The organism is Variovorax sp. Soil_C_39, from assembly GCF_057656815.1.
This window is the reverse complement of sequence record NZ_JBDGJQ010000005.1, coordinates 345,971-361,176: the sequence shown is the minus strand read 5'-3', so window position 1 is coordinate 361,176 and position 15,206 is coordinate 345,971. Positions and strand designations below refer to the sequence as shown.

Below are 15,206 nucleotides of genomic sequence, written 5' to 3'. Positions count from 1 at the left end.
CTCCTCATGCCGCGGCCGCGGCTGGGTCGGGATTGTGCCGCAGCAGCTGCGTGCGCCAGCCTTGCTCCATCGCGCCGAGCGCCAGCAGCACCGGCAGGCCCGCGAGCGCCGCGGTCAGGTGCTTGAGCGTGTGGCCCGACACCCGGTGCTGCGTCGCCTCGTAGATCGCGTGGTCGCCGAGTTCGAACGCCTTCGCCAGCACATAGAAGAAGATGACAGCGCCGAGCCGGAGGCCGACCGCGTGCGGCATCGGCCGGGCCAGCGCGAGCGTGAGCACCAGCGCCATCCCGCCGAACTGCACGATCGCCCAGGGCAGCACGTTGCCGCTTTCGTGGAACACCTCGGCCGAGAGCAGGCCCGCGCCCAGCACGAACCAGGCCGCCGGCCAGCCCGCGCGCTGGCTCACGCGTTCGCAGACCGCCATGCCGATCAGCCCCGCGAACGCCACCGCCATGCCCGCACGGTCGGCCGCGAGCCGCGGCGCATCGGGCACCAGGTGGAAGAAGGCCGAGCCTGCGGCCGTGGCGATCAGGCCCGCAAAGAAAAGCCAGGCGCAGTCGAGCGTGTTGGCCGGCGGGTCGTTGGCCGGCGGCGCCAGCGGGAACACGGCCAGCGCCGCCTGGTGCGTGCGGTCGATGCGGTTGAGCCGGTACAGGCCCCAGCCGCCGATCAGCAGGAAGGGCAGGTTGCTCAGCACGTCCATGGCATTCGGCAGGCCGTGCCAGCTGCGGCCGTCGGCGAACACCGCGGCGATCGCGACATCGGCGGCCGGCAGCTCGGGCCCGAAGCAGGCCACGAGGGTGAGCAGCAGGACGGTGAAGAGCAGTCCGCGTTCGCGGCGGCTGAGTGAGGGCAGGAGCATGGCAGGCCTTCGGAGAGGGTTGGAACGAGCGGCGGAATTTAGTTGCCAGCCCCGGTCGAAGGCATCCAGAATCGATACGAGGTACGAATTCACACCCCTCGGTATCTTTTCTTAATACCTCTGCCGACCCCGCCGCATCCGCCCATGAGCACCACCGTCGACCTCGTCCAGGCCTTGAAGAACGAACTCAAGAGCGCCCGCATGACCTACGCCGATCTGGCGCGCTCGCTCGGCATGGCCGAATCGAGCGTCAAGCGCATGCTGGCCCGAAGCGACATGCCGCTGTCGCGCGTCGATGCGATCTGCCACGCGCTGAAAATCGACTTTGCCGAGCTGGCGCGGCGCGTGGCCGACGCCCAGCCGCTCTTGAAGGAACTCACGCACGAGCAGGAAAAGGCCGTGGTGAAGGACAAGAAGCTGATGCTGGCGGCGATCAGCGTGCTGAGCCAGTGGACGCTCGAGCAGATCGTGGCGGCCTACAGGATCAGCGAGGCGGAGTGCATCGGCCTGTTCGCGCAGCTCGACCGCATCGGCATCATCGAGCTGCGGCCGCTCAACCGCTACCGGCTCAAGCTTGCCAAGACCTTCCGCTGGCGCCCACACGGGCCGGTGATGTCGTTCTTTCGCGAGAACGTGGTGCTCGACTACTACGCGGGCGGCTTCGACGGCCCCGCCGAAGGCCTGCTGCTGGTGCACGGGCAGATCAGCCGCTCGCTGGCGCCGGCGTTCCTGGAACGGCTGCAGCGCGTGGCGCAGGATTTTGCGCAGCAGCACCAGACCGACCAGAAGCTCGCGGCCAAGGACCGCGAGGGTTACACGCTGCTGCTGGGCATGCGCAACTGGGAGTTCGAGGCGTTCACGCGGCTGCGCCGAGGTTGAGGGGGGCCAAATGCGGAATTCTGGGGGCAAGGCTTCCTTGCCGCTGCTGTCGGAGACCGTGCATCAGTTTCTCAGGCAGCGCGCCGTTTGTGGGGATGACCGGTCTTCTCCGATTGCCGCAGTCACAGCCATCGAGAAGCGGCTTCCTGCGAATCGGCATCTAGCGGCGCACGCGACGCAATAAGCGTTGCGGCAAAATAGCCTCCCGCAACCAGAACCATCGGTTGCGCTACTTGCGCGCAGTCTGCAGATATCAACTTCCATGGAAGGTTGTACAGCGCGACAGTCGCAAGTCCCGCAAACATGCCGATCTTTGAGCCTTGCCGGTAGAACGTCAACGTCCTGCCAAAGCAGGGGATTGAGAATCTGGGCTCTCCTCGTAGCCGTCGTAGCAATGACATGGTTATTCCCCCCTTTTAAGTCTTTACCCGAATCCTAGAATTGGGCTGGACGGCCGCTTCTCGCCCCGTGAGCAGCCTGCCAGTATGTATTCTTACTGTTGCCAAAAGCAGGTCAGTCTCGCTCTCTGCGACATTCACCGCAAGCAGCGCAGAAGGTGCGAAGGTTTCGCAAAGGCGCAAAAGAACAGCCGAACTATGGATCGAATCTCTTGCGGCTTCTGCGTTCGGCTGTCCGCTCCCGCTCAGCCCTTCGCAGATTCCAGGGCATCGCGGGTGCTGCGCGCGGCCTTTTGGGCCGCGTCGGCGAAGTCATCGTCCGATGAGGCGTAGATGATCGCGCGCGACGAGTTCACGATGATCGGCGCATCGGCGCGCCAGCCAGCACGCACCGTCGCCACCGCATCGCCGCCCTGGGCGCCGACGCCGGGAATCAGCAGCGGTACGGTCGGCGCCAGCGCGCGCACGCGCTCGATCTCGGCCGGGTAGGTGGCCCCCACCACGAGGCCGAGCTGGCCGTTGAGGTTCCAGGGACCCTGCGCGAGGCGGGCCACGTGCTCGTAGAGGAAGGGCCGGCCCTCGACATCCGCGAGGCGCTGGCCCTGCAGGTCGGAGCCGCCGGGGTTGCTGGTGCGGCAGAGCAGGAAGGCGCCCTTGCCTTCGTGCTTGAGGTACGGCGCCACCGAGTCGAAGCCCATGAAGGGCGACAGCGTCACCGCGTCGGCGCCATAGCGCTCGAAGGCCTCGATCGCGTACTGCTCCGCGGTCGAGCCGATGTCGCCGCGCTTGGCATCGAGGATCACGGGCACGTGCGGCGCGTTGCGGCGCATGTGCGCCATCAACTGCTCGAGCTGGGCCTCGGCGCGGTGGGCGGCGAAGTAGGCGATCTGCGGCTTGAAGGCGATGACCAGGCCGGCCGTCGCGTCGACGATGCGGGCGCAGAAGTCGTAGATGCGGCTCGCGTCGCCCTTCAGTCGGCCGGGGAACTTGGCTGGCTCCGGATCGAGCCCCACGCAGAGCATCGAACCGTTTTTTTGCTGTGCCGCGGCCAGCTGGTCTAGGAAGGTCATGGGTCCGATTTTACGGACCCGCCCGCGGGGTCACTGGTGCACCCTTGGCGCTGCGCGCCTTCCCGCCAAGCGGGAACGAGCTTGCTTGGGGCGGCCCGGCGCGGCGCTCAGGCCGCAGGCGGCTGCTGCTGTTCCGCCGCCAGGCACAGGTCGGCCCAGGCGCGCGCCTTGTCGGCCGGATTGCGCAGCAGGTAGGCCGGGTGGTAGGTGGCGACCACCACCGCCGCGCCACCGGCCAGCGGCAGCGGTTGGGCGCGGCCGCGCAGCTTGCCGAGCGGATCGGCGCTCTGCATCAGGCTCTGCGCGGCCAGCGGGCCCATCGCGAGCACCACCTGGGGCGCGAGCGCGGCGGCATGTTCCTCGAAGGCCTCGGCGATCGGCCGCGGGCTGCCGGGCTGGCCGGCGGCCACGCCACGGTGCGTGCGCATCAGGTGCACGGGCGTGGCGCCGCGCTGCAGTCCGAGGGCGCGCAGCATGTTGTCGAGCAGCTTGCCGGCATCGCCCGCAAACGGTTCGCCGTGGCGGCCATCGGCCTCGGGCGGCATGTCGGCCACGACCAGCCAGCCGCCCTGCTGCGCTTCGGCGCCGGCTTCGGCATAGAGCCGGCGCGGCGCTTCGACCAGCACGGCGGCACCGTGGGCGAGCGGCTGCGCGGCGGGTGCAGGGCGCGGCGCGGGGGCGGCCCTGGCAGTGGGCGCAGGCGCCTCGGCCACGGCACGCTCGCGCGGTGCCGCGACGGGCGGGGCTTCTTCGGCCACGGCGGCCGTTTCGATCGGTGCTGGCGCGGATTCTTCGGCGACCGCGGGCATCGGCCACCAGACCTTCACGCCCATTTCGTCGAGCATCGCGCGGCGGCGCGCATCGAGCTGCAGTGTCTGCACCGCGTTCATTGGTGCACCCTTGATGCGGCGCTCATCGCAGCGCCCCCCAGGCGGAGCCGGACTCGTTGAGCCGCAGGCTCATGACGACGGCATCCTCGCGCTGGCCCTCGAGCGCGGGGTAGTAGCCCTTGCGCACGCCGACGCTGCGGAAGCCCTGGCGCATGTAGATGTCGAGCGCGCGGCGGTTGCTTTCGCGCACCTCGAGCCAGAGCCATTGCGCCCCTTGCGCGCGCGACCAGCCGGTGAGCGCCTCCAGCATGAGCGGCGCCCAGCCCTGGCGCTGGAAGGCCGGCGCCACGGTGATGTTGAGCAGGTGCACCTCGTCCACGCCCTTCATCGCCACGAAGTAGCCGATCAGGGTTTCGCCGAGCCCGGTCACGGGCGTGGCAGAGACCGGCGCGGCCGTCGGTGCGAGCAGGCACTGGCAGTGGTAGCCGACGGCCATCGAATCGATGAAGTTGGCGCGCGTCCAGGGATGGCTGTAGGCCGTCTGCTCGACCGCGCAGACGGCCTCGAGCCGCTCGATGATGAGCGGCTCGAGGCGGGCTTCGACGGATTGGAGAACGGCGCTCATGGGTCAGGTCTGGGGTGCGGCGGAGGCGGCCTTGATGGCCGCGCGCTCCTCGGTCGTTTGCGCCACTTTATCGCGAACATAGAGCGGCCAGGCATGCGCGGCATCGACCGTGCGGCCGGCGGCAAGCAGCGCCGGCGCGAGACGCAGCATCGCGGCCGCGGTCGGCAGCACTTCGTGGCGCGCAGCGGCGGGCGCAAGGCGCGGCCCGTAGGCGGCAAAGGCGTTGCCGGCAAGAGACCAGCCCGCAGGCACCTCGAGCGATTCGGGCGCCAGCAGCAACGGCGCGGCGCCATCGCCTTCTTCCGCGTCGCCGCCGAGCGCGCCGCCCGCCTCGAAGTCGTAGCGTGCGGCGTAGATCTGGTCCATGCGCGCGTCGAGCACGGCCACCACCTGGCGCGCGCCGAAGGCATGGCGCGCCTCCTCGGCCACGGCCAGCAGCGTGTCCACCGGCAGCAGCGTCACGCCGCTGCCGAAGGCCAGGCCCTGCGCCACCGCGCAGGCCGTGCGCAGGCCGGTGAACGAGCCCGGCCCGCGGCCGAACGCGATCGCGTCGAGGCTGGCGAGTTCGAGCCCGGCCTCGGCCAGCAGCTGCAGCACGAGCGGGATCAGCGTGCTCGACGCCTGCGCGCCCCCCGCGCCGCTGTGCGTGAACAGGCGCTCGCCGTGGCGCACCGCGACCGACAGGTGCTCGGTGCTGGTGTCGAAAGCCAGGAGCCTAGGCATCGCATCGCCCCGCCACAGGCACCGCAGGGACCGGCGGCGCCGCACGCGCACCGGCCGCACCCTTGTGCACGCCGAACAGGATGCCCGCGGTCACGAGCGCCAGGCCGGCCACGAGGTTCCAGTAGAGCGGCTCGCCGAGCCAGATCACCGCGCCGAAGGCCGAAAGGCCGGGCACGAGCGCGGTGATCATGGTGGTGCGCACCGGCCCGAAGTACTGGACCATGCGGGTGAAGGTGATGCCCGAGATCACCACCGAGCCCACGCCCTGGAACAGCATCTGGAAAGCGACCTCGCCCCAGGGCGCGTCGCCGATGTGGCTAACGACCGCGCCCGACGCGACCAGCAGCGTGTAGACCGGCACGTAGGTCATGAGGGCGAAGACGGTGATCGCGATCGTCGCGCGCACCGCGTCGAGTCCGTGGCGGCGCGCCACCACGCCGTAGCAGGCCCAGCAGAAGGCCGCGCCCATGAAGAGCAGGTCGCCCTTCCAGACCTCGCCGCCCTCGAAGGCACGCAGCAGGCTGCGCCCGCCGACCAGGAAGGCGCCGGCCACGATCAGCGCGAGCCCGAACGCCCGCGCCGGCGTGATGCGGTCGCGCAGCACCAGCGCGGCCAGCAGCGTGGTCCACAGCGGCAGGCTGCCCGGCATCAGCACCGCGGCATGGCCGGCAGGCGCGAAGAAGAAGCCGCTGTAGGCGAGCGAGGCGTAGGCCACGCCGCCGAAGATGCCGGCGCTCGCCGTGACCCGCAGCGACAACGGCGAAAGCCCGAACAGCGAGTCGGCGGAGCCGGACTGCTGCCTGCGGCTGCGCACGACCAGCCAGGCGCCCCAGGGCACGAGCACCAGGCTCGCGCCGGTGATGCGCGCGAACGCCAGGTCGAACGGCGTGAGCGAGCGCGCGGCCGAGGCCCGGGCGATCACGATGAACGCGGTCCAGACCAGCACGGTGACCACGGCCGCGCCGATGCCGAGCGTGCGGGGCGAGAAGCGGGGCAAGGCGGGCATCGGGCGATTATCGAGGGCCGCCGGCGCCCACGCCGGGGCGGGGATTTGCCGCGGCGGCCGGACCGTGCCGCTGGCCGTTTTTTCGGCCCGGGATAATCGGCCGATGCGCCTGTTCCGCCCCGCCTTCCTCCACACCGCCTTCGCCTTTTCGCTGGCCACGCTCGCCGCTGCGGGTGCCCATGCCCAGCAAGCGCCTGCGCCCACTGCCGCCCAGCTTCCTGCCCAATTCCCCCCCCAGGTCGAGGCCGCACTCGCACGCGCCAAGGTGCCGCGCGATTCGGTCACCCTGCTCGTGGCCGACGCCGAGGGGCAGCGTCCGCCGCGGCTGGCCTGGCGCACGCAGGTGCCCGTCAATCCGGCCTCGGTCATGAAGCTGGTCACCACCTACGCCGCGCTCGACACGCTCGGACCGGCCTACAGCTGGAGCACGCCGGTCTACGTCGAAGGCACCGTGTACGGGGGCGTGCTCAACGGCAACCTCTACATCAAGGGCCAGGGCGACCCGAAGCTGGTGCTGGAGCGCGCATGGCTGCTGTTGCGGCGCGTGCAGGGCCTCGGCATCACGACGGTGACCGGCGACATCGTGCTCGACCGCACGGCCTTCGAGGGCACGGCCGACACCGACCCGGCCGCCTTCGACGGCGAGCCGCTGCGCCCCTACAACGCCTCGCCCGAGGCGCTGCTGGTGAACTTCAAGTCGGTCGCCATGACCTTCACGCCCGAACGCGGCGGACAGGTTGCGCGCGTGAACTACGAGCCCCCGCTTGCGAGCGTGTCGATGCAGCCCACGGTCGCGCTCGTGCCTGGCGAATGCGGCGACTGGCGCGCCGCGCTCCGGCCCGACTTCAGCGATCCGAACCGCATCCGCTTCGAGGGGGGTCTGCCCGCCGCCTGCGGCGAGAAGGCCTGGGCCGTGGCCTATGCCGACCCACGCACCTACGCGCTGCGCGCCATCGGCGGTCTGTGGGCCGAGATGGGCGGCCGCGTCGGCGGCCAGATGCGCGACGGCCGGGTGCCCGCGGGCCTGCGGCCGGCCTTCGAGTTCGCCTCGCCGCCGCTCGCGGAGGTGGTGCGCGACATCAACAAGTTCAGCAACAACGTGATGGCGCAGCAGCTGTTCCTCACGCTCGGGCTCACCCAAAGGAACCGCGGCACGCTCGAAGCCTCGCGCGCCGCAATGGGCCAGTGGTGGCGCGACCGCATCGGCACTGGCGAGGCGCCGCCGGTGTTCGACAACGGCTCGGGGCTGTCGCGCGACGAGCGCATCAGCGCCGCAGCGCTCGGCCGGATGCTGCAGGTCGCCTGGCGCTCGCCGGTCATGCCCGAACTGATGTCCTCGCTGCCGGCCTCCGGCGTCGACGGCACGCTGCGCAAGCGCGCACTGCGCTCGGGCGGCGCGGCCCACCTGAAGACGGGATCGCTGCGCGACGTGTCGGGCGTGGCCGGGTACGTGCATGGCGCGAGCGGCCGGCGCTACGTGCTCGTGGCCATTGCCAACGGCGAGAACGCCGGCGCATCGCGGGCCGCGTTCGATGCGCTGATCGACTGGGCGTCGCAGGACAACTGAGCGGCGCCGCGGGCCGGTGTACTGAAAACTTCTGCGGGGTAGGCGCTGCTTGCGTGCGGCACGGGCGCTGCACAGAATCGGACGGTCGTTCGATTCCAACGCCCATCACAGGAGACCGCCTTGAAGAAAACGCCCCGACTTCCATTCGCCCTGCTGGCTCTGCTGCTCTCGGCCTGCGGCGGGGGCGGCGGCGGCGGCGGCATCGGCGTGGTCTTTCCGCCGCCAGGTGGCGGCGGCGACACCGGCCGCGGCTCGGTCGTGACCGATCCGCCCGAGCAGACCGCCAAGCTCTCGGCCGACCAGTTCCGCGCCAGCCTGCAGGCAAGCGACCAGGGCAAGGCGCTGCTGCAGGTGGCCGGCGCGCCCAAGTGCGGCTTCGAGTTGCGCTACCTCGAATACCGCACCGTCGGCGGCAAGAACGAGGCCACCAACGCCACCGCCGCGATCATGGTGCCCTCCGGCGCCGACGTGGCCTGCAACGGGCCGCGGCCGGTTGTGCTGTATGCGCATGGCACCAACGCCGCGCGCGACTACAACCTTGCGAAGTGGACCGATGCCGCGCAGCCGGCCGCCGGCGAGGGGCTGATGATCGCCGCCATGTTCGCGGCGCAAGGCTACATCGTGGTGGCGCCCAACTATGCGGGCTACGACCGGTCGACGCTGCCGTACCACCCCTACCTCAACGGCGAGCAGCAGGGTAAGGACATGGTCGATGCGCTCACGGCGGCACGCAAGACTTTCGCCGGCATCGGCGCCAACGACGCCGGCTCGCTGCTGATCACCGGCTATTCGCAGGGCGGCTACGTGGCGATGGCGGCGCACCGCGAGATGCAGGCCACCGGCAAGCCGGTGACGGCCTCGGCACCGCTGTCGGCGCCGTCGGCCATCGGGCTGCTCGCCGACTACACCTACCAGGGCTGGCCCGCGCTCGGCAGCACGCTGTTCATCCCGCTGCTGTCGACCAGCTGGCAGCAGCAGTTCGGCGACGTCTACAACAGCACCGCCGACATCTACGAAGCGCGGTACGCGAACGGTATCGACACGCTGCTGCCGAGCCGCACGCCCGTGGCCCAGCTGATCGCCGACGGCAAGCTGCCGCAGCTCGCGCTGTTCCCGGCCGGCGCCACGCCGGGGCCGGTGAGCCCCGAGCTGTCGATCTTCTACGGCCCCGACAACCTGATCCGCCAGAGCTACCTGACGCAGGCCGCAAGCGACATCCAGGCGAATCCGTGCCCCGGCAACGCGCTGCCCGCGACTGCCGCCTCGCTCAATTCGGCCACGCCGCTCGATTGCCGGCCCGCGATCGGCTTCCGCAAGGCCGCGCGCGCCAACGACCTGCGCAACTGGCTGCCGGCCCGGCCGGTGCTGATGTGCGGCGGTGCCAACGATCCGACGGTGAACTTCGTGAGCACGCGTGCCACGGCCGGCTACTTCCGCGCCCGCGGCATGCCCGCGGCCGCGCTCGCGGTGGTCGACCTCGAGGACACCGGCGCCACTGACGCCTACGCAGCGGCGCGCGCGGGCTTCGCGCAGGCCAAGAGCACGCTGGCGCAGAACACTCCGGGCAGCGATTCCGACAAGGCACAGGCGGTCACGCTGGCCTACCACGGCACGCTGGCGCCGCCGTTCTGCCTGGCCTCGGCGCGCGGCTTCTTCCAGGAGGTGCTGGCGGCGGGCGGTTGAAGCGGCGGCTCAGGCCGCGGCCGCTCTCTGCAGGCGGTCGCGCACGCCTTCCCATTCGGGGGTGGCGGGCGGCATCTCGACCCAGATCAGCTTGACGCCCTCGGCGTCGAACTCACGCAGCACCGCGAACAGCTGGTGCGCCGCCGCCGCCGCATCGTCGGGCATGCGCCGCTGCAGCACGCGCTGCGACCGGTTGCGCACCTCGGTGCGCGCCCACACCGCGATGTGCGCCGCGCCGGGGCCGAGCACGTCGAGCCCGGTCTGGATCGCCTTGGCGTCCATCAGCCGCAGCTTGGCATTCGGCGCGTAGTGCGCCTCGAGCGTGCCCGAGGCGCGCGGCTCGGGGGTCTCGAGCACCTCGCGGTCCTGCAGATGCTCGCCGAGCGCGGCCTCGATCTGCACGCGCGTGATCAGGCCCGGCCGCAGCAGCACCGGCGCGCCGCGGCTGCAATCGACGATGGTCGACTCGATGCCCACCTCGCAGGCACCCCCGTCGATCACGGGCAGCGCATCGCCGAACTCGTCGGCCACATGCTGCGCCGTGGTCGGGCTGACGCGGCCGAAGCGGTTGGCGCTGGGCCCCGCAAGGCCCGGCACGCCCTGCTCGGCGCAGGCTTCGAGCAGCGCCTGCGCCACCGGGTGCGAGGGGCAGCGCAGGCCGATGGTGTCCTGCCCGCCGGCCGCCGCCGCGGCCACGCCGGGCTGCCGCGTGACGATCAGCGTCAGCGGACCGGGCCAGAAGGCCTGCACCAGCTTCTGCGCGAACGGCGGCAGCGGCTGCGCGAAGCGCGACAGCGCCTCGGTGCCCTTGGGCCCGGCCGCGACATGGACGATCAGCGGATGGTCGGCCGGCCGGCCCTTGGCCTGGAAGATGCCGGCGACCGCCGCATCGCTGGTGGCGTCGGCGCCGAGCCCGTAGACGGTCTCGGTCGGGAAGGCGACCAGGCCGCCCGCGCGCAACACGCGCACGGCCTCGTCGAGCGCGTCGGGGGACTGGCCGTCGAGGATCATGCGAGATCGGCGGCCGAGAGCGCCGGCAGGCCGAGCAGCAGCGCCGCCTGGGCGGCGGTGGCGCGCACGCTCTCGAGCGTGGCGCCGGTGAGTGTCAGGTGGCCCATCTTGCGGCCCCGGCGCGGCTCGACCTTGCCGTACAGGTGCAGGTGCGCGCCGGGCAGCGCGAGCACCTCGCTCCAGCGCGGCGTGACCGGCTTTTCGGCACTGTCGGGGAACCACAGGTCGCCGAGCAGGTTGAGCATGAGGGCCGGGCTGTGCTGGCGCGGCACAGCGAGCGGCAGCCCCGCGAGGGTGCGCACCTGCAGTTCGAACTGCGACACGTCGCAGGCTTCCATCGTGTAGTGGCCGCTGTTGTGCGGCCGCGGCGCCATTTCGTTCACCACCAGCGAGCCGTCGGCGAGCGCGAAGAACTCGACGCAGAGCACGCCGACATAGTCGAGCCCGGCGGCGATGCTCTTGGCCGAATTGACCACCGCCTGCGCCACGGTCTTGGGCATGTTCTGCGCATGCACCTCGGTCACCGCGAGGATGCCGCCGCGGTGCAGGTTGCGCTGGGGCGGAAAGTGCACCAGATGGCCGTCGCGGCCGCGCGCGACGATCACCGAGCATTCGAATTCGAGCGGCAGCAGCTTCTCGAGCACGCACGGCACGCAGCCCACGGCCTGCCAGGCGTCGACCAGTTCGGCGCGCGTCGACACGCGCAGCTGGCCCTTGCCGTCGTAGCCCAGACGCGCGGTCTTCAGAATGCCCGGCAGCAGCGCCTCGTCGACGGCGGCCAGCTGCGCCGCGGTCTCGATCACCGCGTAGGGCGCGCAGGCCACGCCGCAGCGGGTGAAGTGGGCCTTCTCGGCCATGCGATCCTGCGCGATCGCGATCGCCGGGGCGCCGGGCGCGACGGGCCGCGCCACCGCCAGCTTCTCGAGCGAGGGCGCAGGCACGTTCTCGAACTCGGTCGTGACCGCATCGGCCAGGCCCGCGAGCCGCGCGAGGCCGTCGACGTCGGCGTAGTCGGTGTGGACGTGGTGATGGCTCACGCGGCCGGCGGGGCTGTCGGGATCGGGGTCGAGCACCGCCGTGAAATAGCCCATGCGCTGAGCCGCATGCACGAACATGCGCCCGAGCTGGCCGCCGCCGAGCACGCCGAGCGTGGCCCCCGGCAAGAGCGGAAAGCCGTTGCCGTCGGCGCCGTTCACAGCGCACCCCCGCCCTGGGGCGAAAAAGGCGAGACGGTGCCGGGTGCTGCCGGCGGCAGGGCCATGGCCTCGGCCGCGGCGGTCTGCGCGGCCCGGAAGGCGTCGAGCTGCGCGCGCAGCGCCGGATCGGCGTGCGCCAGCATCGCCACCGCGAACAACGCCGCGTTGGCGGCACCCGCGTTGCCGATGGCGAAGGTGGCGACCGGCACGCCCTTGGGCATTTGCACGATGCTGTAGAGCGAGTCGACCCCCTGCAGGTGGCGGCTGGCGACCGGGACGCCGAGCACCGGCACCGTGGTCTTCGAGGCCAGCATGCCCGGCAGATGGGCCGCCCCGCCCGCCCCGGCGATGATCGCGGTGAGCCCGCGGCCGGCGGCGCTTTCGGCGTACGCGAAGAGCGCATCGGGCATCCGGTGGGCCGAGACCACCTTCGCTTCGTGCCGGACACCGAATTGCTGGAGAATCTCGACAGCGTTGCGCATCGTCTCCCAATCGGAGCTCGAGCCCATCACCACACCGACCTGAATGGTTTCGTTCATGGTTTCAATTTTACGTTTCACCCCCAGCTGTTCCCGATGATCGACATCACTCTTGAAAATTTTCAGGCCGACCTGATCGAAGCCTCGATGGCCACACCGGTGCTGCTCGACATCTGGGCCGAATGGTGCGGACCGTGCAAGCAGCTCGGCCCGGTGCTCGAGAAGCTCGAAGTCGAGTACGCCGGCCGCTTCACGCTGGCCAAGCTCGACGCCGACAAGGTGCCGCAGATCTCGTCGCAGCTGTCGGAGATGTTCGGCGTGCGCAGCATCCCGTTCTGCGTGATGTTCAAGGACGGCCAGCCGGTCGACGGTTTCGTCGGCGCCATCCCGGCCGAGAAGATCCGCGAGTTTCTCGACAAGCATGTGCCCGGCGCCGAGCAGGTCGAGGCGGCCTCCGAGGAAGCCGCCGCGCAGGAGGCGCTGGCCGAAGGCGACACCGAGGGCGCGCTCGAGCGGCTGCAGCATGCGGTGGCGGCCGATCCGGCCAACGACGATGCGCGCTTCGACTACGTCAAGCTGCTGCTGCAGATGGGCCGCATCGACGACGCCAAGGTGGCGTTCGCGCCGGTGATCGCCAAGACCACGCTGGTGCGCCGCCTCGATTCGCTCCAGCGCTGGATGGACGCCATCGATTTCGCGGCACCGGCCTCGGGCGCCGCACCGTCGCTGGCCGATTTCGACGCGCGGATCGCCGCCGGCAAGCGCGACTTCGATGCCCGCTTCGGCCGCGCGCAGCTGCTGATGGATGCGCAGCGCTGGACCGACGCCATGGACGAGTTGCTCGAGATCCTGATGCGCGACAAGGGCTGGAACGAAGAGCTCGCACGCAAGACCTACATCGCGGTCCTCGATCTGATCGAGCAGCCGAAGCCGAAGGTGGCCGACGGACAGATTCCGCCGGACGATCCAGTGGTGGCGACTTACCGGCGCCGGCTCAGCAGCGTGGTTCTAAGCTGAGCAGGCAAAGATGCGCAGATAAATAAGCATTCCTCATAAAAAGCGACTTCTAAGTCGCTTTTTTATTTGCTGAACGGCCTCAAATTAGCTACCATGAATACTCATATCTCCGACAAAGAGTACCTTGATGCGCAATTTGACCGATGAACTCCAGAATGCCCGCAAGGCCGCAGGCCTGAGCCAGGACTCACTGGCCACGCAGGCGGGGCTCTCGCGCATGACCGTCCAGCGCATCGAAAGCGGCCAGATCGATCCGCGGCTCTCCACCCTGCTCGAGATGGCGCGGGCGCTGGGGCTCGAACTCATGACCGTGCCCGCCGAGCTGCGCCCGCAGCTCGAGGACTTCGTGCGCTCGGGCGGCCGCCTGCTCGGCCAGCCGCCGGGCGCGGGCGCGCCGCCGTCCATCGCGCAGAGCCTCGCCGACGAACGCCGGTGAGCACCGCGCCGGGCCGCCCCAAGCAAGCTCGCTCCCGCTTGGCGGGAAGGCGCGCAGCGCCAAGGGTGCACCAGTGAGCACCGCCGCCGCCTTCAACACCGGCATCCGCTACCTGCGGATGTACCTGCATGCGCCCGGCGGCGGCGCCGAGGGCACGGCGCGGCGCGCCATCGGCTATCTCTCGCAGTACGGCGACATCCTGCGCGTCTCGTTCGACGAGGCCTACATCGCCGATCCGGCGCGCCCAACGCTGTCGCTCGCCTACCGCGGCGCCGACGAGGCCGCCACGCGCGCAATCCTGTCTTCGGCGCGCGATGCACGCGTGTCGCGCGGCGACGGCCATTGGCCGAGCTATTTCCAGAACCTGCTGCCCGAAGGCCACAACCGCGAGCGCCTGGCGCTGCAGCGCGGCTGCAGCGCCGACGACGAATTCGAGCTGCTGGCCGCCGCGGGGCACGACCTGATGGGCGCGCTTGAGGTCGAGCCGGTGCCGGCCGCCGACGGCATTCCGCAGACGGTCCGGCACTGGCACACCGCGCTCGGCCTCGACGTGCTCGAACCAGGTTTCGTCGAGCTGCCGGTCGAAGACGCGGCGGCCATCCCGGGCGTGGTGACCAAGTTCTCGGCGGTGCAGGACGGCCGCCGCTACGTGGTGCGGCGCCATGGCGCGGCCGGCTCCTTCATCCTGAAGCTGCCGACCACGCGGCATCCCGATCTGGTGGCCAACGAATACACGGGCTACCGCCTTTGCGGTGCGCTCGGGCTCGACTGCGCCGAAGCCAGCGTGATCGACCGCGCCGATGCCGACCTGCCCGAGCAGGTGCCGTTCGGCCAGATCCTCGCGGTGCGCCGCTTCGACCGCAGCGCCGATGGTGGCCGCATCCACATGGAGGAGTTCGCGCAGGTGCTGCAGTACGAGCCGCGCCAGAAATACGGCCGCGGCCTCGCGGTCGACTGGCCCGCGATGCTGCGCGTGCTGGACCGGCTGTCGCCGAACCCGGTGGGCGACGTGCGCGAATGCGTGCGGCGCATCGTCGCCTTCATCCTGCTCGGCAACAGCGACGCACACCTGAAGAACTGGGCGCTGCGCTACCCCGACGGCGTCGCACCGGTGCTGGCGCCGTTGTACGACCCGGTGTGCGTCGCGGCCTTCTTCGAGGACGTGCCGGCACCCGACTACGCGGTCAACCGCGCCATCGACGCCAGGCTGCGCGCCTTCGACTGGGCCACGCTCGACGCGCTGCTGCGCGCGGCAGGGCTGCTGCGGCCGGCGCGGCTGATGGCGATCGCGCGCGACACGGTCCGCCAGGCGCAGGCCGAATGGCCCGCACTGCTGGCCGACGACGCCACGCCCGCGAGCATGCGGCGCTGCGTGGCCGCGCGGCTGCAGGGCGCGGTCGCATTGGCAGGCTAGCGCCGCGTCG

At 70.8% G+C, this 15,206-nt stretch carries 15 protein-coding genes; 6 read left to right on the top strand and 9 right to left on the bottom strand.

What is annotated here, in order from left to right; genetic code table 11:
- Positions 1 to 4: 4 nt before the first annotated feature.
- Positions 5 to 862, bottom strand: coding sequence for a hypothetical protein (locus AC3A6J_RS15970; RefSeq protein WP_487860945.1), 858 nt, complete (start codon positions 860 to 862; stop codon positions 5 to 7).
- Positions 863 to 1,006: 144 nt separating this feature from the next.
- On the opposite strand from AC3A6J_RS15970, the gene AC3A6J_RS15965 reads away from it, so the two are divergent.
- A complete protein-coding gene (locus AC3A6J_RS15965; RefSeq protein ID WP_487860944.1) occupies positions 1,007 to 1,741 on the top strand; it encodes a helix-turn-helix domain-containing protein in 735 nt (244 codons plus the stop codon).
- A gap of 643 nt (positions 1,742 to 2,384) precedes the next feature.
- Here the strand turns inward: AC3A6J_RS15965 and pyrF are convergent.
- The 5 genes from pyrF to AC3A6J_RS15940 form a co-directional block, all read right to left on the bottom strand.
- Entirely contained in the window at positions 2,385 to 3,209 is an 825-nt protein-coding gene (pyrF, locus tag AC3A6J_RS15960; RefSeq protein ID WP_487860943.1) for an orotidine-5'-phosphate decarboxylase, read from the bottom strand.
- A 107-nt stretch (positions 3,210 to 3,316) separates the two neighbouring features.
- Complete coding sequence (locus tag AC3A6J_RS15955; RefSeq protein WP_487860942.1) at positions 3,317 to 4,099, bottom strand: uracil-DNA glycosylase family protein; 783 nt, start codon at positions 4,097 to 4,099, stop codon at positions 3,317 to 3,319.
- Positions 4,100 to 4,121: 22 nt separating this feature from the next.
- Positions 4,122 to 4,664 carry a ribosomal protein S18-alanine N-acetyltransferase gene (gene rimI / locus AC3A6J_RS15950; RefSeq protein WP_487860941.1) on the bottom strand — a complete coding sequence of 181 codons (543 nt, stop codon included), beginning with the start codon at positions 4,662 to 4,664 and terminating at the stop codon, positions 4,122 to 4,124.
- Between the two features lie 3 nt (positions 4,665 to 4,667).
- On the bottom strand, positions 4,668 to 5,387 hold the full coding sequence (tsaB, locus tag AC3A6J_RS15945; RefSeq protein ID WP_487860940.1) for a tRNA (adenosine(37)-N6)-threonylcarbamoyltransferase complex dimerization subunit type 1 TsaB: 720 nt from the start codon (positions 5,385 to 5,387) through the stop codon (positions 4,668 to 4,670).
- A complete protein-coding gene (locus tag AC3A6J_RS15940) occupies positions 5,380 to 6,393 on the bottom strand; it encodes a DMT family transporter (protein ID WP_487860939.1) in 1,014 nt (337 codons plus the stop codon). The genes tsaB and AC3A6J_RS15940 overlap by 8 nt, the downstream gene beginning before the upstream one ends.
- 103 nt (positions 6,394 to 6,496) lie before the next feature.
- Here AC3A6J_RS15940 and dacB point away from each other — a divergent pair, with 103 nt between their 5' ends.
- Positions 6,497 to 7,960, top strand: coding sequence for a D-alanyl-D-alanine carboxypeptidase/D-alanyl-D-alanine endopeptidase (gene dacB, locus AC3A6J_RS15935; protein ID WP_487860938.1), 1,464 nt, complete (start codon positions 6,497 to 6,499; stop codon positions 7,958 to 7,960).
- Between the two features lie 120 nt (positions 7,961 to 8,080).
- Positions 8,081 to 9,643, top strand: coding sequence for an alpha/beta hydrolase family protein (locus tag AC3A6J_RS15930; protein ID WP_487860937.1), 1,563 nt, complete (start codon positions 8,081 to 8,083; stop codon positions 9,641 to 9,643).
- Between the two features lie 9 nt (positions 9,644 to 9,652).
- Here AC3A6J_RS15930 and AC3A6J_RS15925 read toward each other — a convergent pair whose 3' ends face one another.
- From AC3A6J_RS15925 to purE, 3 genes are read right to left on the bottom strand one after another with little or no spacing between them, the layout of a single operon-like run.
- Positions 9,653 to 10,654, bottom strand: coding sequence for an L-threonylcarbamoyladenylate synthase (locus AC3A6J_RS15925; protein WP_487860936.1), 1,002 nt, complete (start codon positions 10,652 to 10,654; stop codon positions 9,653 to 9,655).
- Positions 10,651 to 11,850 carry a 5-(carboxyamino)imidazole ribonucleotide synthase gene (locus AC3A6J_RS15920; protein ID WP_487860935.1) on the bottom strand — a complete coding sequence of 400 codons (1,200 nt, stop codon included), beginning with the start codon at positions 11,848 to 11,850 and terminating at the stop codon, positions 10,651 to 10,653. The genes AC3A6J_RS15925 and AC3A6J_RS15920 overlap by 4 nt, the downstream gene beginning before the upstream one ends.
- A complete protein-coding gene (purE, locus tag AC3A6J_RS15915; protein WP_487860934.1) occupies positions 11,847 to 12,389 on the bottom strand; it encodes a 5-(carboxyamino)imidazole ribonucleotide mutase in 543 nt (180 codons plus the stop codon). Before purE ends, AC3A6J_RS15920 begins: the two co-directional genes overlap by 4 nt.
- A 36-nt stretch (positions 12,390 to 12,425) precedes the next feature.
- Here purE and AC3A6J_RS15910 point away from each other — a divergent pair, with 36 nt between their 5' ends.
- From AC3A6J_RS15910 to AC3A6J_RS15900, 3 genes are all read left to right on the top strand, one after another.
- Entirely contained in the window at positions 12,426 to 13,346 is a 921-nt protein-coding gene (locus tag AC3A6J_RS15910) for a tetratricopeptide repeat protein (RefSeq protein ID WP_487860933.1), read from the top strand.
- Positions 13,347 to 13,473: 127 nt separating this feature from the next.
- Positions 13,474 to 13,782 (top strand): helix-turn-helix domain-containing protein, encoded by a 309-nt coding sequence (locus AC3A6J_RS15905; protein ID WP_487860932.1) that lies wholly within the window; start codon positions 13,474 to 13,476, stop codon positions 13,780 to 13,782.
- A 118-nt stretch (positions 13,783 to 13,900) separates the two neighbouring features.
- Positions 13,901 to 15,196: a type II toxin-antitoxin system HipA family toxin gene (locus AC3A6J_RS15900; RefSeq protein ID WP_487861093.1), complete on the top strand. Its 1,296-nt coding sequence runs from the start codon at positions 13,901 to 13,903 to the stop codon at positions 15,194 to 15,196.
- Positions 15,197 to 15,206 lie beyond the last annotated feature (10 nt).